This window comes from Pseudoalteromonas sp. S327 (genome assembly GCF_005886415.1).
Lineage (GTDB): Bacteria > Pseudomonadota > Gammaproteobacteria > Enterobacterales > Alteromonadaceae > Pseudoalteromonas > Pseudoalteromonas atlantica.
Genome location: NZ_PNDP01000044.1, coordinates 139,813 through 161,355 on the forward strand (window position 1 = coordinate 139,813; position 21,543 = coordinate 161,355).

A 21,543-nucleotide genomic window follows, 5' to 3' on the forward strand; every position below is an offset into this window, starting at 1 on the left:
TGAACCGTGTATCTTACCTAGTTAAATAAAATAAAAAAACTATTGTGAGCAACTCTTTAAAAGTTTTTATGCAAGTGGGTTACTTTTAAAGCGTTTTTTGCTTTAAATTACCACTATTGTTATTTGGTGCTCTGAAATTTAGTGATTTTGTGGCATTATTACTGCGTGTTGACTCTACGGATTGAAATTAGCCAACCTTGAGGCTATTTAATTACCGAGCAAAATTTGTGAGCTAGTGGGCGCGCTAACTGCTTCAGCGTTATTCTAATGGCTTACAATGATGAAATAATAAGTAACAATTAAGCCGGTAAATCAGCACATCATAATTTTAACTATTTAATATTTACCATTACCCAAAAATGGATGCTATGAAACAAGTTTTTATTTTAAGAGGGCTACCAGGAAGTGGTAAGTCTTACTATGCACAAACCCTAGCCGATGAGCTTGGTGGAGTAGATACAAGCCAGTATTTAATTTGTTCAACCGATGACTACTTTGTCAATGAACACGGCGAGTATCACTTTGATAAATTTAAACTACCGCAATATCATAATTTAAATTTAGCGCGCTTTATAAATGCTTTAGCGCAAAATATTCCGCTTGTGATTGTTGATAACACCAATATAAAAAAATGGGAGTTTATTGCGTACTCTCAAGCAGCACATGCACTTGGTTATCAAGTTAAAGAAGTTATTGTTGGTGAAGTAAAAGACAAGTCTATGCAGCATTTATACGCTAAGCGCAACACGCATAACGTGCCTTTAAAAACCATTAGTAAAATGGCGTACATGTTTGAGTGGTAGGTGAGTGTTACTTATGGCTTATTTAAGCTTTACTAAAGCGCTTAAATCACATTGAGTAATGGCATCTAGATGAGCAGTGATTTTTTCATTGCTCCAATCCCACCAAGCTATATCTAATAACGTACTTATTGTGTTGCTCTCAAACCTGGGCTTAATTACCCTTGCCGGATTACCACCTACCACGCTATAAGGGGGTACATCGCAGGTAACCACCGATTTACTTGCGATGATAGAGCCACTACCAATATTTACCCCTGGCATTATGGTTGCGTCATAACCAATCCATACATCGTGACCGATAACCGTATTGCCTTTAAAGGGTAACTCGCCAGCCTGCGGGGCCGATTTTTCCCAGCCGTTGCCAAATATAAAAAATGGATAGGTAGAAAACCCCGCGGTTTGATGATTAGCGCCGTTCATTATAAAGGTCACATTTTTAGCTATGGCGCAATAGCTCCCAATAATGAGACGATCCCCAATAAAATCGAAATGGTAAAGGACATTTTTTTCGAAGTTTTCAGGGCCGTCAGGATCGTCGTAATAGGTATAATCACCCACAACTATATTAGGCGAGGTAATAAAGTTTTTTAAAAAGCCAACCTGAGGAAAGCCCTCAACAGGGGCAGGGTTATTTGGATTAGGGCCCTGTTTAGACATAGCTACCTCATAGTTTAATTATTGTTTTTTATACACAGCCAGCGGGTGAGTAGTAACAATAGATACATGAACGCTGTCACCCGGGTTAACCACAACCTCGTGGCTTACACGGCTAGTAACGAGCGTATTACAGCTTAATTTAACCGCACATAAACGGCTGCCACCTTCAAAGCGTACCCAAACAACTTCACCGTTAGGTTGATTTAAGTTTTGAATAAGTTGTACATCGTCAGGGCGAAGCAACACATCTACATCGCCACTGTCGCAGTCTATACCTTGCCCTGGTGCTACGCCAATGCTAGTGGTTGCTTGGCCATTTTCAAACTGCCCAGCAATAAAGCTTGCCTCACCTAAAAAGCGCGCTACAAAGCGGTTGTTTGGCATGCTAAAGCATTGTTCAGGGCTGTCGAGTTGCTGTATTTTACCGTTTTGTAATACACCTACACGGTCACCTACCGAAAGCGCTTCTTCTTGGTCGTGAGTAACCCACACGGCAGGCACTCCCGCTTCTTTTAGGGCGTTTCTTATATCCCAGCGCAGCATATCTTTTAATGCGGCATCAAGGTTAGAAAGTGGTTCATCAAGTAACACAAAATCTGGCTGGTGAGCAAGTGTACGCGCAAGTGCTACGCGCTGTTTTTGACCACCGGAGAGGGTGGCTGGCTTTTTTGCTCTAAAATCATTTAGACCAAGCAGTTTAATCCAATGATCGGCAATGGCGGTGTCTTTTAATCTAAAACAAATGTTTTGCTCAACCGTTAAATGAGGAAACAATGCAAAATCTTGAAACACCATACCAACACTGCGTTTTTCAGGGGGCACATTACGTTTTGGCGTTGCGCGCCATTTGCCTACGTTTATTTCACCCTCACTAATGGGGATAAGCCCTGCAAGTGCTTGCAATATTGTACTTTTACCGCAGCCCGTAGGGCCTACTAGCATGAGAATTTCATTTTCACCTAACGATATATTTAAATCGCTTACTACACGGTTACTGCCGTAATCTATAGACAACTGGCTTACAGATAGCATTTGTTTTTAAATCCTCAATGTTCGAGTTGGTTACGTTTTTCGCCAGACATCATAATAGCTAAGCCACAGGCAGAAATCACCACTAACAATAAACCGGGAATGGCAGCGCGGCCAAAATAACCGGCTTCGTACACACGCCATAAATAGGTTGAAAGGGTTTCAAACCCGGTTGGGCCTAGCAATAGCGTTGCTTCAAGCTCGCGCATTGATTCTAAAAATACCAATGCAGCACCGGCAATAATACCACGCATTGTTAGCGGCAGGGTAATGCGAGTAAAGGCTTCACGAGGGCTTGCACCTAATACGCGCGCCGACTTTATTAAGCTTTGATCTAAATGCTCTGTACTGGTGCGAATAGAGCCAACTGCAAGCGGTAAAAATCGTAGCATGTAAGCAATAATCAGAAGCGCTAATGTTTGATATAAAAACGGGAGTTGCAAGCCGCCATATACCAGCGCGGTACCCATCACAATGCCAGGAATACCAAAACCAAAATAGGTAACACGCTCCATTATTCTGCCGGCTTTTCCGCTTAATGCGGCATGAGCAACAGGGATAGCCACAATAACCGCCACTATGGCTGCAATGGCTGAGGCATACGCTGAGTTCCACGCTATGCTAAAGTCAAAGTTGCTGTAACCATCGCGTGCTAGCCAAACAAAAAATATCGCTAGTGGTAAACCAATAGCTAACAATAAAATAGGGCCAAACGCAGCAATCATTGCGGTTATTTGCCATTTAGTGGGAAATAAAACCAGTGGGCGACCGTGTCGTTCAGAGGCGGTTTTTATTTGTGATTCTATTAAAAGTAAAAAGCCAACAATAACCATTAATTGCAGCGACAACATTGCCGCGCGCCCTAATGCAAACGCATTGTATTCTACGTAAATTACCCGGGTAAAGGTATCTAGGCGCATCATTGCGGGTGTACCAAAGTCTGAAAGTGTATAAAGCGCCACTAATAATGAGCCCGCTGCAATACCGTTAACTACACGGGGTAAAATTACTTTAAACACACTTTGTGTCATCGACATACCCAAGGTGCGCGCTGCATTTACCATGCTGGCATCTAAACTGAGCAGTGACGAGCGTGTGGTCATCATTACAAAAGGGAAGGTATATAAGGTCATTACAATGGCTGCACCGCTTAACCCGTACATGGGTGGGGTTTCAAAGCCAAGTAGGTTATTTATTTCACCCCCTGGGCCAAACGCAGCGTACAAAGTAAATGCGCCAATATAACTTGGAATAGCCAAGGGCGCGGCAAAAATCACCAGCCATATTTTTTTAAAAGGCAAATGCACATAAGCACTTATAAAAGCCAGTGGTACCCCAATCAGAATTGAGCCAAATACGGTTAAGCCCATTAGCGATAACGTATTGCCCAGTATTTTTAAATTATGACTGTCAAAAAGGGTACTGGAGTCGCTAGCAAGGGTAATTAAAATATAAACAGGGGTAATCGTAATGAGCGCTGCAAGCAGCGCCATTGGGTAAGAAGCAGGTATTCGCATTTATAAAACGCCGTTGTTGCGCATCAAGTTGATGGTGGGGCGTAAATCCGCAAGTTGAGTTAAATCAACCTTTGGTGGAGATATGTCACTCAGCGATGGTAAGCCTGCCGGTTGAGTAATGCCATTAACAAGCGGTATTTCATACGCTTCTCGGGCTAAATAACCTTGTACTTCTTCGCTTAATAAGTAACGCATAAAGTTAGTAGCAAGTGGGTCATTGTTTAGCGTTAAAATACCCGAGGCATTGACTAAACAACCTGCATCTTGCTCGGTAAAGGCTAAGTCTAATTTAGCATCTGGTTTACCCGATTTAAGACGCAGCGTGTAGTAGTGATTAGCAAAACCAATATCTACTTCACCACGTTCTACCGCCATTACAACACCGAGTTCACCGGCGTATGTTTTAGCGCGCTTTTTAACTTTTTTAAGCCATTTAGCAGTTTTATCATCGCCTTCTAAAATACGCATAGCGGTAACAAACGATTGAAACGATGCATAAGCAGGGGCCCAACCAATTGATAAATCGCTATCTGCAATCTCCATTATGCTTGTTGGAATTTGATCTTTGGTTAAACGCGATGTGTTATACGGCAAGGTTCTGATCCGACCGGTAACCGGCGCCCATTGATCGTATCTAAATTGCGGTTGTAACTGTGCAGATAAATCACTTGGTAGGGGCTTTGCAAGGCCTGCATCGGTAACTAGGCCAATAGCACCTGAGTCAACCGCCCAAAATAAATCGGCGCGGCGTACACCTGCCTTTGCCTCTGCCACTATAGTATTGGCAAGTGCAGCAGTCGGACCGCGGCGAATAGCTAAGTTAAAGTCAGGATTTTTATTCTGAATCGCTTGTAATACATTTTCATACAAACCACCTTCACCACGGCCTAGGTATAAGGTTAAATCACCTTTAAGCTTTGGTAAATTATCAACAGAAACTGGGTTTGCTATATCGGCAGCTAGTGCGCGAGAAAGGGGCAGTGGCAAAGCGCCAACAACCCCTAACGCAGCTAGGCCTTGTATAAAGGTCCTACGCTTCACTTAAAAAACATCCTTACGCGACTTCTCCGCTTTTTCTATTAGCGTTTTAGCGCGGTCTAATTTAGTGTGCATATCACTTACCACGTCACGTACTTCATCAACGCTTTTAGCGCTTTTAATTGTTTGCGGTAGTGTTACGTTAAAATCTTTTTCCAGCACTTCTACTAGTTTTGCATCTTGTTCGATAAGCGTACCTTCTACGCCTTCAAAAAGGTGTAAATACGTATCGTGAACAATTTCAGTGGCTTCTTCGTTTAAGCGCTCTGCAAATTTAGCAACAACACGGTCAAGCTTGTGCTTGATTTCGTCAATGGTGGCACTTTGGGTCATGCCTTCTGTAGCAGTGGCTTTAACTGTATCAAGTAAGCCTTTTTGCTGGAATTTTGCCGCAAGCTTAACAGCACCAAGACCTTGCCACAAGGCTATGTTCATGGCTTTTTGCTGATTGCGCACTTCTTGGGCAGGCTTGTTGTTATCAATGGCCATTTTTACACCATAAATGCCTTGCCAAATTGAGGCATATACAGGCACAAAGTTAGTTTCAATAGCGCTGTGAAACTTAACCGACTCCCAATATTCAATTAAATCGTCGCTGTTTACAGCCTTTGCACCGCTTTTGCTGTAGTCAGTTACCATGGTGTCTACTTTACCAACCATCCATTCAACTTCTTCTGAATAGTCTTTAATGTTTTCTTGTAAATGGTTTACGTGCTCACCAATTGGGCCGTTAGCTAGCGCCGGTTGCGTTACAAAAGCAGAAGCTAACAATAAGCTTGCACCTAATGTTTTTACAGATTTAGAAAGGTGTTTCATAGTAAAGAGTCCGAAAAGGTAATTGTAAATGATAGACATTATCATATCCGTAATATTTACTAAAATCAATATAACAAATACGTCAATGCAAAGCTCAAAACCTGAGCAAAATTAATACCTAACAGGCAAATAATGACTATGCCTTTTAGGTATAATTTAACGCTTAGCAGTAATGCTTACCTGCAATTGCAGTGTAAATGGCATCACATAAGGTGTGTATACTGGCTGAGTCACTAATATACGGGGGCATTAGGTAAATAAGTTTACCAAAGGGTCTAATCCATACGCCTTGCTCTACAAAAAAGGCTTGAATTTTAGCAACATCTACATTGCCAGCGGCATCAGTTAGCTCTACAACACCTATTGCGCCTAAGGTACGCACATTGGCAACAGCATCTAATTCATTGCACTTTTTAAGCTGTTGTAGTTGAGTGTTTATATCGCTAATGCGTTGTTGCCAATCCTGCGCTAAAAGTAAATCTATACTGGCGCACGCAACTGCACAGGCAAGCGGGTTGCCCATAAATGTAGGTCCGTGCATCAAAACGCCGGCTTCACCTTCGCTAATGCCTGTGGCTATTTTATCACTGGTGAGTGTAGCCGAAAGGGTCATTGAGCCACCGGTAAGGGCTTTGCCAATACATAAAATATCAGGCTCTATAGTAGCGTGCTCTACAGCAAATAATTTACCTGTGCGGCCAAACCCTGTGGCTATTTCATCGCAAATCAGTAATACATTATATTGTGTGCATAATTTACGAACGCAGGCTAAATACGCGGGGTGATAAAAGTTCATGCCGCCGGCGTTTTGTACTATGGGCTCAATAATAAAGGCGGCTACCTCGTGGTGGTGCGTTTTAAAGTATTGTTCAAGCGTTTGGGCTTCTGCTTGGTTAAACTCGCCATCAAATTTACTTACAGGGGCGGGTACAAACACATGCTCTGGTAAAAAACCTTTATATAAACTGTGCATAGAATTAACCGGATCGCACACGCTCATAGCGGCAAATGTATCACCATGATAACCCTTATACGGTGTCATTAATTTTTGCTTGTGTTTAAGCCCTTGGCTTAACCAATATTGCAGCGCCATTTTAATCGCTACTTCTACACTTACCGAGCCGCTATCGGCTAAAAACACCTTAGTTAAACTTTTTGGGGTAATTGTAATAAGCCTTTTACACAGCTCTACCGCGCTGTTATGGGTAATGCCGCCAAACATTACATGGCTCATGCTATTAATTTGTTCAATCATGGCGTTATTTAATACCGGATGATTATAGCCATGAATTGCGCTCCACCATGAGGCCATGCCATCTATGAGTTGCTCGCCGGTTTCTAGGTAAATTAAATTATGATTTGCATGAGTAACAGGATAAACCGGGATAGGCTGTGTCATTGATGTGTAAGGGTGCCAAATATGGTCACGATCAAAATCAAGGTCAATCGTTTGTTTTTTATTCATATGTAAACTTTAACGTGATGGGTTTCGTTGACAATGGTACTTCAAGACGTAGACTAATCCAACATCACCACTGAGAAAAATAAGAGACTACTATGGAACTTGCACCTGTTCGCCACGATTGGACCCACGCCCAAGTAAAGGCATTATTTGAAATGCCATTTAACGATTTATTATTTAAGGCGGCATCGGTTCATCGCGCTAATTTTAATCCTAACGAAGTACAAATATCTACTTTATTATCTATTAAAACAGGGGCTTGCCCAGAGGATTGTAAATACTGTCCGCAATCGGGGCATTATAAAACCGACTTAGAGCGCGAGCGCCTACTAGAAGTAGAAAAAGTGGTAGAGCAAGCACGCCTAGCTAAACAAAAAGGCGCAACCCGTTTTTGTATGGGCGCAGCATGGTCAGATCCAAAAGACAGAGACATGCCGTATATTTCTAAAATGGTCAAAGAAGTAAAAGAACTTGGCCTAGAAACCTGTATGACGCTTGGTAAACTTACCAACGAAAAAGCACATGAGCTAAGTAGCGCAGGGCTTGATTACTACAATCATAACCTCGACACTTCGCCTGAATATTACGAGCAAATTATATCAACGCGTACCTTTGAAGACAGGTTAAATACCATAGATCACGTACGCGATGCCGGCATGAAAGTATGCTCAGGCGGTATTGTCGGTATGGGCGAGCAAGCAAGCGACCGTTACGGTTTATTAATGCAGCTGGCAAATTTACCACAACAACCAGAAAGCGTACCTATTAATATGCTGGTAAAAGTAAAAGGCACACCGCTTGAAAACGTAGACGATTTAGATCATTTTGAATTTATACGCACTATAGCTACCGCCCGTATTATGATGCCACAAAGCTATGTGCGTTTATCGGCAGGTCGCAGCGCCATGAACGAGCAAATGCAATCAATGTGCTTTTTTGCAGGCGCTAACTCAATATTTTATGGTGATAAACTACTCACAACCGAAAACCCAGAGGCCGATGCCGACATGAAGCTAATTAAAAAATTAGGCATGAACCCAGAAAAACACCAAGACTATTCAGACGAAGCCGTTGCCGCATCGCTGTCATCGCAAGTGGCCGATAAAGCAACCTCAGCCTTATTTTACGAAGCCTAAGCTTACCTTTTATGCCATTTGAATTTTTAAATACGCATTTGCAGCAACAACAGCAACATGCGTTATTACGTAAACGCCATGTGGTGCAGCGCGCCACAGCACGTACCATTACGGTAAATAACGCAACGTACCTTAATTTTGCCAGTAATGATTACCTAGGCTTTGGTGATTGCAGTATTAACCTTGAGCAAAACAACGTACTCGGTAGCCACAGCTCACCTTTAGTGACTGGGTATCAGGCGCAGCAACAGCAGCTAGAGCAATACTTATGTAGTGCGCTTGGCTACGAGGCAGGCATGTTGTTTAACTCGGGGTTTAGTGCAAATAGCAGTGTAATTAAAGCGTTGTTTAACGATAAAAGCGCGGCGCAAAACAGTGCTATTTTTCAAGATAAACTCAACCACGCTAGCTTGATTGACGGCGCAATGCATTCAAATGCAGCATTAATACGCTTTAACCATAACGATTTAAAGCATTTACGTTCGCGTCTCGAAAAATCAAAAGCACACAATAAGCTAATTATTAGTGAAGGGGTGTTTTCGATGGATGGCGACACCGCCCCCATAAAAGAGCTGCTTGCTTTAGCTAAAGAGCACAATGCTTGGCTTATGATTGACGATGCACATGGTTTTGGCGCACTAGGTAAAACCGGTTTAGGTAGCTGTGAGGCATTATTAGATGAAGGCTTAGCACTTCCCGATATACTGGTTATTACTTTTGGAAAAGCAGTAGCAAGCAGCGGAGCCTGTGTATTAGCAAAAAACCAATTTATTAATTACATGCTGCAGTTTAACCGCGACTATACGTATTCAACCGCTATGTCGCCGCTTATGGCAGCACTTACGCTTACGCGCTTGCAAGCCATTAAATGTGCAGATATTAAACGCGAGCAGCTTAGTAGTAACATTGCTTTTTTTAAGCAGCTTTGTAAACAACACGCCATTGCGGTAATGGAGTCAAACACCGCTATTCAGCCCATTGTACTTGGCTGCGCAGAGCAAACGTTACACGCAGCACAAAGGCTTAAACAGCAGGGTATTTGGCTAACCGCTATTCGCCCACCCACGGTTGCGCATAATACCGCGCGGTTACGTGTAACCTTAACAGCGGCGCATACCCATGCAGATATAACAGCACTTGTTGAGCACTTAAAAGGCGCAATAGCATGATTGCGCAGGCTTTAGCTCATACCCACAGTAAGCAAGCTTTAAATAAAAAGCCCGCGCTTTTACCTATAAATGGGGCTTCACAAAAGCGTGCGCTTATACAAAGTGCTGAGCAAGTACGCCCTCATACAGCGCTTAAAAAGGGGGCGAATGATAAGTTTTCTAAAGCAGCTGAGCAGTACAACAGCCATGCCAATGTACAAAAACAGGCAGCAAGCGATTTATTTAAATTAATAAACTCCCAGTCGCACAACCAAAGTAAATGCTGTGTAGATCTAGGAGCTGGCCCACTGGTTAATACCTCGCAGCTAAGCAAACAATACGGCCAAGTAATTGCCATAGATTTAAGCTTAAACATGCTTAAAAGCGCTGCATTAACTAACCCAAAAATTTGCGCCGATATGGATAACCTGCCGCTACAAGCAAACAGTATTGACGCTATATTTAGTAACTTTGCAGTGCAGTGGTCGGCTAATTTTGAAAAATTAATGCAGGCGCTTTATAAAAGCTTAAAGCCTGGCGGGCAGGCTTATATAAGCACAGTTGTTGCGGGTTCGCTTAACGAAATTAAAACAGCGTTTGCAGCGCTTGATAACCGTAGCCATATAAATACCTTTAATACACACGCTTATATAAACCAGTCGGTCCAAAAGGCAGGGTTTAGTATTAATAGTTCGCAAAAAGTAATTTATACCGATTGTTATTCAAGCCCGTTAAAAGCCATTAAATCTATTAAAGCCATTGGTGCTACAACGCAAAATCATGCTAATTCACGCCAAGGGTTATTAACTAAGTCGGCGCTACAACGGGTGTGCAATGCGTATCCGCTTTTAAACAATCAAGCGTGTGTATCTTACCATGTGGTATTGTTATCATTACAAAAAAGCCATGAGTAGCTAATATTAAAATTAATCAAGGCAGTAAAATGAAAGAATTTTTTATTACCGGTACCGACACCGACGCCGGAAAAACCCACGTGACTAGTTTGCTATTAAAGCTACTTGCCCAACATAAAAAAAACGCAATTGGCTTTAAGCCACTTGCCGCAGGCTGCGAAATGGCGTTTGATCAGCTAGTAAACGCCGATGCACTAATGCTAATGGAAAGCGCCACGGTAAGTGCCAAATACGATGTAATAAACCCCTTTGCCTTTGCGCCGCCTATTGCGCCGCACATAGCCGCAGAGCAAGTAGGGGTAACCATTACGCTCGATAAACTAAGTACAGCGTACTCAACACTCAAACAACAAGGTGCCGATTACCACCTAACCGAAGGCGCTGGTGGCTGGGCACTACCAATTAATAACACCGATTATTTATACGACTGGGTTAAGGCCGAGCAACTACCCGTAATTTTAGTAGTAGGCATGAAACTAGGCTGTTTAAACCATGCTTTACTTACCGCTGCCCATATGCAAAGTTTAGGTATTAACTGTGTAGGCTGGATTGCCAACCAAGTAGACCCAAATATGGATGAATACCAAGCTAACCTTGATTCGTTAAAAGCACGTTTGCCATTTCCTATTTTGGCTATAAGCCCATACAGCGAGCAAACCCCTAAACTACAAATATACAAAACCTTACTTAATACCCTCAATATACAGAGCTAATTGTGGCTGCTTTGCGTTTTTAAATGCAAAGCAGTTTTTATATTAAATACATGAGCTTATTAATTGTATTTGCGCCTTGAAAATACCCCCTTTAGTACACATATTACAAGTTAAAGCTATTGTTACTAAGGAAATAAACCGCTACATGACGCACCCATACATTAAACGCTTCGCTCAAAACACACAGGTAACGGGTGAACCCGAGGTAAAGCCAACTGCTCAGCCTAAAACCCGTGTGGGCATTTTAGGTGGCGGCACAGCAGGGGCAACAATAGCTATTCGATTGGCAGCGCTAGGGATTCATACCACTATTTTTGAGAAAAAAAAGTCACTTATAGATGGCCCACCTATGTGCCATTTACACGCCGGTGGTAATTTATACCGTGAAATACCTGACGAAGACTGCATAGATTTACTCAAACAATGTATTGATATTTTACGCCTATACCCCTACACCATAGACGTACGCCCAACCGTGTTTGCAGTGCCAACGCGAGATGACGACTCACCCGATGATTTACTACCACGATTAAATAAAATCACCAACGCGTATAAAGAGTTAGTTGAGCAAGACCCTAACAACAAAGTACTTGGCGAGCCAGACAATTACTACCAGCTGTATAGTCATGAGCAAATGATAGCGCTGAGTATAAAAGAGCAGGTTGCAGAGCCTAAAACGCTAGATGAGTGGATGATCCCCGTTGCTAAGCACCTAAACTTAAGCAAAGTAAAATACCCGCTAATTGTTGCGCAAGAATACGGGTGGAATATTTTTAGGTTATCGGCCAGCGCCCAACTTGCGCTTGCCCAGTACGAACACGCTAATGTACTTACCAGCACAGAGGTAAAGCAAGTTAGCCAAGCTGAGCAAACCAGTGCCAATAACCAATCGCCAACCTGGAAAATTGAATACCAAAACAACCAAAGCGACTCTACGCAAACACTAGAGGTAGACTACCTTATTAATGCCTGTGGCTTTCAAACCGGTATTGTAGATGACATGGTAGGCGTAGAGGCCAAACGTATGGTCGAATTTAAAGCCTCTTACATTACGCATTGGCAAGGTGCTGGCGGGCAAATTCCAGAAATTATTATTTATGGTAACCGTGGCACGCCAGAGGGCATGGCACAACTAACGCCTTATCCTAATGGCTATTATCAAATTCATGGTATGACCAACTCAATTACCTTGTTTAACGATGGTCTAGCCGATACCAACGAGCAAAGTGCACAGCCGCAATTGCCAGCTAAATACTTAAATTACATAAACAATGGGTGGGATCAGCAAGTACTAAAAGCGCGTAGCCAAAAAGCCATTGATTATGTAGCCGAGTTTGTTCCGGCATTTAAAAACGCTAACCCGCAAAACAATGCCTTGTTTGGTGGCCAGCAAATCCCAGGAGAAGACGACACCTTGCGCGTCGCAGATGTTAGCTTATATTCGCATATTAGCTACGCACGTGCCGAAAACGTAAAAGCGTCATCTACCTTAATCGCTGCTGATGAAATAGTGGCTGAATTTACTAAACTTGGCTTAATAAGCGACGATGCGCACATAAATGAGCATCGTACTCATCACCAGTGGACGTATCTTCAACAACACAACCATGCAGATATAACCAAGGTGGCGCAATTACTCGCAAAAGAGCGCGGTTTTCCTACAGATATGGCAACAATTAATAATTGCATTACAAGTAGCGGCATAACCAGCAACTAATTGTTTTTATTGGCGTAACGAGGTTTTATAATTGCGTTACGCCACACTTTACTCCCTTTTTAAACTCCTCAAAAAATTTATTAATAAACTTGCAAATAACCCTTGCGTTATGACATAGTTTGTCACAGAATAGCCTCAACGCCTTGACATAGTGTGTCATGACGTAATGATTGCTTTAACCTAATTTAATTTTATGTTCGGTGATCAAACCTATTTTTGTGAGGACAATATGAAACGTATATTTTTGTTTTTATTAACTAACCTAGCGGTTATGTTGGTATTAGGTGTAGTGCTTTCAATAATAATGAGCGCGCTGGGTTTAAGCCATCGTAGCCTTGGCGGAATATTACTTATAGCCTCTGTATTTGGCTTTGGTGGCTCGTTTATTTCGTTATTTATGTCTAAGTGGATTGCTAAAAAATCAACGGGCGCACAGGTAATTACTCAACCGCGCAACGAAACCGAGCACTGGCTTGTACAAACTGTATCAGCACAAGCGCAAAAAGCAGGTATAAAAATGCCTGAAGTAGCAATTTACGACAGCCCAGAAATGAACGCCTTTGCAACTGGCCCAAGTAAAAACAACTCGCTGGTGGCGGTAAGCACAGGGTTATTACATAACATGAATCAAGACCAAGCCGAGGCCGTACTTGCCCACGAAGTATCGCACGTTGCTAATGGCGACATGGTAACGCTTACGCTAATACAAGGCGTGGTAAATACCTTTGTAATATTTGCCGCAAAAGTACTGGCAGGCATAGTTGATAACTTTTTAAATGGCGATGAAGAAGAGGGCGGTAGTAGCTGGTCTTACTTTTTATTCGATATGTTATTCCAAGTTGTATTTGGTGTGCTTGCAAGCATAGTGGTAGCAAGTTACAGCCGTAAGCGTGAATTTGCAGCCGACAGCGGCGCAGCTAAATTAGTAGGTGCAGACAAAATGCGCTCAGCTCTAGAGCGATTAAAGCAAAACCACCCGTCGCAATTACAAGGCTCAATGATGGCCTTAGGTATAGCAAGTGGTAAAGGTATGGCTGAACTGTTTTCATCTCACCCACCGCTAGATGCGCGAATAGACGCCCTGCGTAAATAAGCTAACCCTTATTTAAAAACACAAAAGCCAGCTAATTAGCTGGCTTTTTAGTATGTGGTAACTGGTTTATCAAGGGTTAAAGTTATTTACTAAAAATAATATCGGTAATGCCCTCAGGTGAGAGTATTTCAATCCAGTAGCCGTCAGGGTCTTTTATAAATGCTAAGCCCTTCATTGAGCCATCATCTGGCTTTTTAACAAATTCTACATCGTATTTTGCAAAGCGCTCACTCGCGGCGTATACATCGGGTACGCTAATACCAATATGGCCAAAGCCTTTAGGCTCTTGGTTACCGCTGTGGTAGCCCTCAAAGCTGTCGTCGTTTTCTGTACCCCAGTTATGGGTAAGCTCGATTAATGCAGGGCGACCAAATACCCATTTAGCTTTGGTTTTATCATCACCTTGCGGCTGCTCTGGCTCGTAGCCTAAAAAGTACAATGTAAACTTCATTTCAGGAAAGTCATACTTACCTAACAGCTTCATACCTAATACATTTTGATAAAATTCGAGCGACGGTTTGGGATCCTTAATACGCAACATAGTTTGCTGCATCACATAGCCTTGAGTGGCCTGTTCAATTTGCTCTGTAGATTCGTTATAGCTAGACATGGTAATCCTTTGTATAAATTAAGAAGCGAAAACTTAGATATAATGCTTAAACCAACATAATCAACCGTCGTTTAAATTTAAACTGCCCTGAGCTTAAAAGAGTGGTGCAAAATAGTTAGTGAAGCTTAATATCATTTATCATTAATGCGCCCCAAGTAGTTTCATCGCTACAGCCATTTATTTCTGAGTTTATAAACATACACCCATACCCTTTGGCTTCTGTTTTTTGAATTTCTGTGTAAACACTAGCACCATTATCAGATAGCCAAGTAGTGGTGCGTTCACGGCCATAAGGTAATATAAGAGGAATAGGAATGATTGGCGAAATTATAACACCCACCCATTTAAAGCCATCCCCATACTTAATTTGTTTAACGGCGGTGCCTTCAACTGGCTTTTGGCCTGAAGTATATGTTTCAACGTGCACTAAATCGTAAGAAACACACCCTTGTACCAGTATTAATACTCCGATAACTATCGCTTTTTTAATTAATTTCAAGATAAATCCCTTTATAACGTTATTGAGCAAAGAAAACTGTTAATTTGTACCTAAAATGATAATCACATTATCCTTTGAAAAAGTAAACTTATAACTCCATATCGGTTACTTTGAATACTTGTGTAATACGTAGGTACCTATGTCGATAAACAAAGTACGATGCAAAGTAAAATTAAGTTTGTAAAACAGTTAGCAAAATAAAATAGGGCGCTTTATTCATCGTTATTTAACTATGTGCCATGTAGGGTTTAATTAACTATTGCAGGAACTACTTACAGTAAGTAAATAACGCATATAAAGGAGTAACTATGTTTTTTGATGATATGCAGGGCTTAATACGCGTACTTATTATTGGCGTGCTGGGTTATGTAGCGCTGGTATTTTGGCTGCGTATATCGGGTAAGCGTACGCTTTCTAAATGGAACGTGTTTGATTTTATTGTCACTATTGCGCTGGGCTCTATTTTAGCCTCGGTGATCATTACAAAAAGCGTTGCGCTGCTAGAGGGCATGCTCGCGTTTGTTGTACTAATAGGGCTGCAATATTTTATTACGTGGCTAAGTGTGCGCTCATCTAAATTTGCTTCGCTTATAAAAGCAGAGCCTACGCTATTGCTGAGTAATGGAGAATATTGCACGGCGGCACTTAAATCGCAGCGGGTAACTAAATCAGAAATTCGTGCTGCCATTCGTGGTGCGGGTATATTAGCCATAGAAGATGTAGCCGCTGTAGTACTAGAAACCGACGGCAGTTTTAGCGTACTAAAGCAAAATAACAGTGGGTTAAAAACGGCGCTGAGTGATGTAAGTGAGCAATAAAGTAAGGCGCTAGTACTTATACTTATACTTATATTAATTAAGGCAGGTTTAATACCTGCCTTATCTTTTATTAAAGCCTAATTTATTTAGCGTGATGCTCTAACAAACTAAAGGTAGGTAAACGCCACTTAAAGCGAATTGACGCCATACGTATTAAGTAGCCTGCAACAAGGCTTACAATAATGCTGATGTTGTCATCAATATTGTAATGGTGCAGTGCTAGGAATAAGCAGGCAACCAGTAACGATACACTCGCGTATAGCTCGTTATGTAGTACTAAAGGTGCTTGGCGACATATTAAATCGCGCAGCAACCCACCAAATACACCGGTTACAACTGCAGCCACAACACAAATACCATAGTGCAGGCCCATATTTAGCCCCACTTGGCAGCCAATAATGCTAAACGCCGCAAGCCCTAGCGCATCTAAGCGCATAAAAATGCCTTTAAATTTAACCACCCACTTAGCAAGCCACGTAGTCACAATGCCCGCTATACAAGTAATTAAAAGGTATTCAGGGTGCTGAACCCAGGTAAGCGGGTAATTGCCAAGTAAAATATCTCGCACGCTACCACCACCAATTGCTGTTGCACTGGCAACCAGTACAACGCCAAACCAATCCATTTTCATTCGCCCTGCGCTAAGTGCGCCGGTCATGGCTTCTGCGGTAATACCAATAATATAAACAACGGTTAGTAGCATGAGATAATCACTTGAAAATTGCACGTAAAAATAAGGTGTGGATTGTATAGATAAATTAAGTAAATAACGAATGAAAAATCACACTAAAAACGCTTAATTCAGATAGAAATAACTAATAATAAAACCTAGTGTAAACAAGCTGTTAAGCTAATCGCTTCGCAAAAGTTAGCTGTCGTAGAATAAAGGACAAATGGCCGTAATTTATAAAATAAAACAGGCTATTTTTTTGCTGCATTATAAACCTCAAAGCTCGGAATTTTCCCTATACGGTTAAGTGTTTTGCCAACCAATTTGAGTATTTAAATTAACCTAATATGAATATTTGGTTGCGTGGTAGCAATTTAGGAACGTATACTAACTACTCTTAACTTAAATGGAATTTGCGTAATCGCAGCTTAATCAGCACAGGTAAATACATGAACAAAGGATTGTTAAAAGCGTGGAATGACGAAAAGGGCTTTGGTTTTATTAAATCAGACTCCTTAGCGCACGACACCTTTATACACATTTCAGCGCTCAAACACATGAGCCGCAAGCCAAAAGTGGGCGACACCATTTATTTTGAAGTCGCTACACAGCCCGATGGTAAAACCAAAGCCGTTAATTGCCGAATAGAAGGCGTAGCTGCGCTTAAAGTTACACATAAAAAACCAAACCATCATCGTGTTGCTAAATCTAATTTTACTGATAGTTTTTTAGGCAAAGTCGCCTCAATTAGTATTATCGCTGTACTTGGTTTTGTTGCAGTAAATAAATACAACCATTATCAAAGTAGTGAGCAATTTAATAACCACACTCCCGTTATTACCAACGCCGATTTAGCCACCTTTGACGAGCAATACCCAAAAACCGTTATTCCTCAAGGCACGCAAAATTTTACCTGCGATGGCAGGCAGCACTGTAGCCAAATGACTTCACGTGCAGAGGCGGTATTTTTTATAAATAACTGCCCAAATACAAAAATGGATGGTGACGGAGATGGTGACCCATGTGAGAGGGATACAAGGTTCCAAGATGAGTTGTAATTTTATAAATCGATTAGTTAAAGGTTAAGTTTAAGATAGGTTTACTGTGGGCTGTATATAAATACAGTGGTTCGCAATTTATCCCATAACATTATTAAAAAGCGTTTTGGGGTTAAATAATGAAGGCCAATAAATAACCCTTGTAGTTAGTTCTTACTAGTTGTTTAGTGTAAATATCGAAAAATGTAATATACGCCGTTTTTGGGTGTCATAACCCTCCAAAGTGGGATTCAATAAACTGTTAGCTGTTTCCGTATTTGACATAGGTAGGTGATGGAAAATTTTATACTAGAAATGGATAAAGGAGAGCTACATGTTCATCTTAATGGGCTTGTCAGTTCGGAACTTGTAATCAAATTACTTAATAATAATATAATTGATATTCCACAAGGCTTTGACCTTGAAAAAGACCTCAATATCATAAAACCAGCTAAGAGTTTATCTTCATACCTCAAACCTTGGGAGCTATTAAGGTTTGTTCCTAAAAGCAGATCAGATTTAACCTTGATTGTATTTGATGCATTTGAAAATCTAAGAAAGAGTAATGTGAGATTTGTAGAACTACGAAATAGTGTTTTATATATAGCTTTGCTTAATGAAGTAAATGTCGACGTAGCAATGGCATGGTTATTAGAAGATGTCTCAAGAGCATCTGAATTTTACGATATTAAGGCTGGCCTAATTCTTACGGTTACTAGAGGGGACTACTCACTAGAACAACTCCGATCACTGTTGAACGCTTATATCAAGTTAGGAAAGCCTGATTTAATTGTTGGTTTAGACCTTGCTGGAAATGAAGACATTAATGTTTCTAGCGCACTAGCGTATGAGTTTGTTCGTGCTAAAACTGAATTTGGGCTGAAAATAACCATTCATGCAGGTGAAACAGGAAATTTTGAAAACATAGTGATAGCTGTTAATGACTTTAAAGCTAATCGAATTGGTCATGGAACGGCTGCAATAAAATCCCAACCAACGTTGGAACTACTCAAAGAGAAAGACATATGCGTCGAAGTTTGTCCAATAAGTAATAGATTAACAAATGCAGTAGGTGAGAGAGAATCACATCCTGTAATTGAGTTTATAAATAATGAGGTGGCCTTTGTTATATGCTCAGACAACCCTTCCATTCACAGGTCCAGCATAACTCAAGATTATATTGAATTTTATCGTGAAACAAAGAGTTCATTACACATTAAAAATATGCTGGAGATACAAAAAAAATATAGCTTCATAAAAGGATTGTCATGCAAATAAGGTTTGTTTCAAAAAATGATTTCAAAGTGGCTGAAGTTCAAAAAATATTAGAGGGGACTGGTGTAACAATTGTTGCTGCAAAGCACTCAATTAACGAAATACAAACAGAGAATGTAAATGAATTAGTTAAAGATAAACTGTTAAAAGCATTCAAGAAAGTTGGACGTCCTGTTTTTGTAGAACATACTGGTCTTTATATAGACAGTTTGAATGGATTTCCCGGTGGCTTAACACAAATATTTTGGGATAAATTAAATGCAGAGAAATTTTCGTCCTTACTAGGAAACGGAGACAATCTTGGGCTAGTTGCTAAAACAATTATAGGTTACTGCGATGCTAAAAAAATGTATTTTTTTGAAGGTGCAATAAAAGGCACTATATCTCCAGAACCAAAAGGAGATAGAAGCTTCCAATGGGATTGCATATTTATACCTGAAGGTGAAACAGAAACATTTGCTGAAATGGGTGATAAGAAAAATGAAATTTCAATGCGGAAAATCGCTTTTGATGAATTTAAAGTTTTTTTAGAAAGGAATAAAAAATAATGGAGCAACTGTTAAGGTCATTTAAAGAAGGCAATGTCATACTTTTTGTTGGCGCTGGCGTATCTATGAATCTTGGTTTGCCATCATGGGATTCACTAATTGATAAAATCGCTAAAGACTTGGATTATGACCCTGAGATTTATAAGACATTTGGCGACCATTTAGCTTTAGCTGAATATTACCGTTTGAAAAAGGGAAGTATTGGCCCATTAAGAAGCTGGATGGATAGAAATTGGCATACATCAAAGATTGACGTTTCGAAATCAAAAGTTCATGAAAATATAGCTAAAGCTGAATTTCCAATAATTTATACTACAAATTATGATCGTTGGTTAGAGTATGCCCTAGATCATCATGAAAAACCTTATACTAAAATATCTTCTGTTGCAGACCTTACAAAAGTAGATAGTAATAGTACCCAAATCATCAAGTTTCACGGAGATTTTGATGATGATAAATCAATCGTGTTAGATGAAACTAGCTATTTTGAGCGACTAGGTTTCGAAACCCCTTTGGACATTAAATTGAGGGCAGATGTATTGGGTAAATCAGTATTATTTATTGGGTATAGTTTAGCTGATATAAATATTCGATTTCTATTCTATAAATTGTCGATGCTTTGGAAAGCCCACCACCTTGGCGAAGCGCAACCCAAATCATATGTATTCTCGCCAAAACCGAACCCAGTCCAAGAACGAATTCTAGAGCAATGGGGCATTGAAATGCTTTCATCTGATATTGAAAATCCAGGTGAAGCATTAGAGGACTTCCTAAGCAAACTTACAGACCATAAATAAGAAGGAAATTGAAAGTACTGAAGTATTGGTTAGATTTATCTTTGCTACACATTTTGACCAAGTACTTTAATCCGTTTATTTCGGCGTCAGGTAATAACATTGGAGTTACTCAAGTGGACATTATTAATATTATATTTATTGCTTTAGGTGGTGCAGCTTCAGCATTAGTTGTGGTTGGGTTTCTAGGTCAAAAACTTGTCTCTTTTTGGTTTAGTCGTGAATTAGAAGCTTATAAAGGTTGTGTTGTGCGAGAGAATAATGAAACTTTAGAAACTCTAAAGACTGATTTACAGCTACTGCTACGCGCAGAAGAAAGGGCTGTAAATCTTGAGCTAACAATGGATAAGTATAGAGGGCCCTTAGTACATTCTGCGTATGATTTACAAAGTCGAATTTTTAATTTGGTTAAGCAAAATGTTGTGGATTTGTATTTTTTCGAGGGACTAGGAGATGGTACTGAGAAAGAGTATTTCCTTAAAAATACTATGTATGTAATGGCTCAATATTTTGCTTGGACAGAGATTATCCGAAAAGAAATTCAGTTCATTGAGTTCAGCGATATAAATACGTCTCAAAAACTATCTAGTTTACAAGATGAAATATACTCAATTTTGCAATTTACTACGCAAGATGACTCTTTAAATATCTGGGCTGGGGAACAAAGAGGCATTGGCGAACTTATGCTACAAGAGAAAGATTCTTGCTATACATGTATCGGTTATTCTCAGTTTCTAAAATTAGTCAAACAAGGTGAAGAGCCTTTATTAAGTCAGCTAGAAACTAAAATTGAATGTTACTTAAATTCACGAGATCGTTCTTCGGTTCGCTTGATAAAGTTACAAAATGCTTTAATCGACCTGTTAGAGTTTCTTGATCCTGATTATGTGCGGTTTCCTAAGGGTAAACGCACAAAAATTACCTAACCGGGAATGAATTACCAGAATTACCAGTGACACCCATCCTAAATTTTGCTCTTTTCAAAATTTAGGATTACGTTTTAGTTAGAAAGCAAAAGGTGTCAAATCTTGACTTCACACATCAAAACTTAAATTAGTAAAATTGCTTTGATATAAGCTATTTTACCCTCTAAAAGCGAAGCGCCTCTAATCCTCTTTGTGGATTGGTCTTTTAAGCTTTCTCTTTTTCCGAGCGTGACGGCGAATTTAGCCGTGTCAAAAAAGGCAAGGGGTCACCCATTAGAAAGTTCCGGTCAAGCAGGCAGCTGTGTTTTCTTGATCTTTTTATT

Annotated in this window: 22 protein-coding genes; 13 read left to right on the top strand and 9 right to left on the bottom strand. The window is 40.5% G+C overall.

Features of this window, described 5'->3' with window-relative positions; all coding sequences use genetic code 11:
• Window positions 1-368 precede the first annotated feature (368 nt).
• Entirely contained in the window at window positions 369-803 is a 435-nt protein-coding gene (locus CWB60_RS14435) for an ATP-binding protein (protein WP_138576424.1), read from the top strand.
• Window positions 804-821: 18 nt separating this feature from the next.
• On the opposite strand, the gene CWB60_RS14440 is transcribed toward CWB60_RS14435, so the two are convergent.
• From CWB60_RS14440 to bioA, 6 genes are all read right to left on the bottom strand, one after another.
• Window positions 822-1,460 carry a Vat family streptogramin A O-acetyltransferase gene (locus CWB60_RS14440; protein WP_138576422.1) on the bottom strand — a complete coding sequence of 213 codons (639 nt, stop codon included), beginning with the start codon at window positions 1,458-1,460 and terminating at the stop codon, window positions 822-824.
• Window positions 1,461-1,478: 18 nt separating this feature from the next.
• The gene (locus tag CWB60_RS14445) at window positions 1,479-2,492 is read right to left on the bottom strand and encodes an ABC transporter ATP-binding protein (RefSeq protein WP_004586644.1); all 1,014 of its coding nucleotides are present in this window, start codon (window positions 2,490-2,492) and stop codon (window positions 1,479-1,481) included.
• Between the two features lie 14 nt (window positions 2,493-2,506).
• A complete protein-coding gene (locus tag CWB60_RS14450) occupies window positions 2,507-4,006 on the bottom strand; it encodes an ABC transporter permease (RefSeq protein WP_138576420.1) in 1,500 nt (499 codons plus the stop codon).
• A complete protein-coding gene (locus tag CWB60_RS14455; protein ID WP_138576418.1) occupies window positions 4,007-5,047 on the bottom strand; it encodes an extracellular solute-binding protein in 1,041 nt (346 codons plus the stop codon).
• On the bottom strand, window positions 5,048-5,860 hold the full coding sequence (locus tag CWB60_RS14460; protein WP_004586641.1) for a hypothetical protein: 813 nt from the start codon (window positions 5,858-5,860) through the stop codon (window positions 5,048-5,050). It lies immediately after the preceding gene.
• A 163-nt stretch (window positions 5,861-6,023) separates the two neighbouring features.
• Window positions 6,024-7,325: an adenosylmethionine--8-amino-7-oxononanoate transaminase gene (gene bioA, locus CWB60_RS14465; RefSeq protein ID WP_138576416.1), complete on the bottom strand. Its 1,302-nt coding sequence runs from the start codon at window positions 7,323-7,325 to the stop codon at window positions 6,024-6,026.
• Between the two features lie 92 nt (window positions 7,326-7,417).
• Between bioA and bioB the strand changes: the two genes are divergently transcribed.
• The 6 genes from bioB to htpX all read left to right on the top strand — a co-directional run bounded on the left by bioB (window position 7,418) and on the right by htpX (window position 14,043).
• On the top strand, window positions 7,418-8,458 hold the full coding sequence (gene bioB / locus CWB60_RS14470; RefSeq protein WP_138576414.1) for a biotin synthase BioB: 1,041 nt from the start codon (window positions 7,418-7,420) through the stop codon (window positions 8,456-8,458).
• Between the two features lie 11 nt (window positions 8,459-8,469).
• Window positions 8,470-9,627, top strand: coding sequence for an aminotransferase class I/II-fold pyridoxal phosphate-dependent enzyme (locus tag CWB60_RS14475; RefSeq protein WP_138576412.1), 1,158 nt, complete (start codon window positions 8,470-8,472; stop codon window positions 9,625-9,627).
• The gene (locus CWB60_RS14480; protein ID WP_138576410.1) at window positions 9,624-10,520 is read left to right on the top strand and encodes a methyltransferase domain-containing protein; all 897 of its coding nucleotides are present in this window, start codon (window positions 9,624-9,626) and stop codon (window positions 10,518-10,520) included. The genes CWB60_RS14475 and CWB60_RS14480 overlap by 4 nt, the downstream gene beginning before the upstream one ends.
• Window positions 10,521-10,549: 29 nt before the next feature.
• Window positions 10,550-11,233, top strand: a complete 684-nt coding sequence (gene bioD / locus CWB60_RS14485) for a dethiobiotin synthase (RefSeq protein WP_004586636.1) — start codon at window positions 10,550-10,552, stop codon at window positions 11,231-11,233.
• Between the two features lie 145 nt (window positions 11,234-11,378).
• A complete protein-coding gene (locus CWB60_RS14490) occupies window positions 11,379-12,950 on the top strand; it encodes an FAD-dependent oxidoreductase (protein WP_138576408.1) in 1,572 nt (523 codons plus the stop codon).
• A gap of 229 nt (window positions 12,951-13,179) precedes the next feature.
• Complete coding sequence (htpX, locus tag CWB60_RS14495; protein WP_138576406.1) at window positions 13,180-14,043, top strand: protease HtpX; 864 nt, start codon at window positions 13,180-13,182, stop codon at window positions 14,041-14,043.
• 82 nt (window positions 14,044-14,125) lie between these two features.
• Here htpX and gloA read toward each other — a convergent pair whose 3' ends face one another.
• On the bottom strand, window positions 14,126-14,653 hold the full coding sequence (gloA, locus tag CWB60_RS14500) for a lactoylglutathione lyase (protein ID WP_138576404.1): 528 nt from the start codon (window positions 14,651-14,653) through the stop codon (window positions 14,126-14,128).
• Between the two features lie 115 nt (window positions 14,654-14,768).
• A complete protein-coding gene (locus CWB60_RS14505; protein ID WP_138576402.1) occupies window positions 14,769-15,152 on the bottom strand; it encodes a hypothetical protein in 384 nt (127 codons plus the stop codon).
• Between the two features lie 308 nt (window positions 15,153-15,460).
• Here CWB60_RS14505 and CWB60_RS14515 point away from each other — a divergent pair, with 308 nt between their 5' ends.
• Entirely contained in the window at window positions 15,461-15,970 is a 510-nt protein-coding gene (locus tag CWB60_RS14515; protein ID WP_096041721.1) for a DUF421 domain-containing protein, read from the top strand.
• A gap of 82 nt (window positions 15,971-16,052) precedes the next feature.
• Here CWB60_RS14515 and CWB60_RS14520 read toward each other — a convergent pair whose 3' ends face one another.
• The gene (locus CWB60_RS14520; RefSeq protein WP_004586627.1) at window positions 16,053-16,673 is read right to left on the bottom strand and encodes a trimeric intracellular cation channel family protein; all 621 of its coding nucleotides are present in this window, start codon (window positions 16,671-16,673) and stop codon (window positions 16,053-16,055) included.
• A gap of 416 nt (window positions 16,674-17,089) precedes the next feature.
• Between CWB60_RS14520 and CWB60_RS14525 the strand changes: the two genes are divergently transcribed.
• From CWB60_RS14525 to CWB60_RS20805, 5 genes are all read left to right on the top strand, one after another.
• Window positions 17,090-17,698 (top strand): cold shock domain-containing protein, encoded by a 609-nt coding sequence (locus CWB60_RS14525; RefSeq protein ID WP_138576400.1) that lies wholly within the window; start codon window positions 17,090-17,092, stop codon window positions 17,696-17,698.
• Between the two features lie 273 nt (window positions 17,699-17,971).
• Window positions 17,972-18,955 (top strand): amidohydrolase family protein, encoded by a 984-nt coding sequence (locus tag CWB60_RS14530; protein WP_138576398.1) that lies wholly within the window; start codon window positions 17,972-17,974, stop codon window positions 18,953-18,955.
• Entirely contained in the window at window positions 18,946-19,500 is a 555-nt protein-coding gene (locus tag CWB60_RS14535) for a non-canonical purine NTP pyrophosphatase (protein ID WP_138576396.1), read from the top strand. Before CWB60_RS14530 ends, CWB60_RS14535 begins: the two co-directional genes overlap by 10 nt.
• Window positions 19,500-20,297: an SIR2 family NAD-dependent protein deacylase gene (locus tag CWB60_RS14540; protein ID WP_138576394.1), complete on the top strand. Its 798-nt coding sequence runs from the start codon at window positions 19,500-19,502 to the stop codon at window positions 20,295-20,297. The genes CWB60_RS14535 and CWB60_RS14540 overlap by 1 nt, the downstream gene beginning before the upstream one ends.
• An 8-nt stretch (window positions 20,298-20,305) precedes the next feature.
• Window positions 20,306-21,220, top strand: coding sequence for a hypothetical protein (locus tag CWB60_RS20805; protein WP_212746873.1), 915 nt, complete (start codon window positions 20,306-20,308; stop codon window positions 21,218-21,220).
• Window positions 21,221-21,543: the final 323 nt, after the last annotated feature.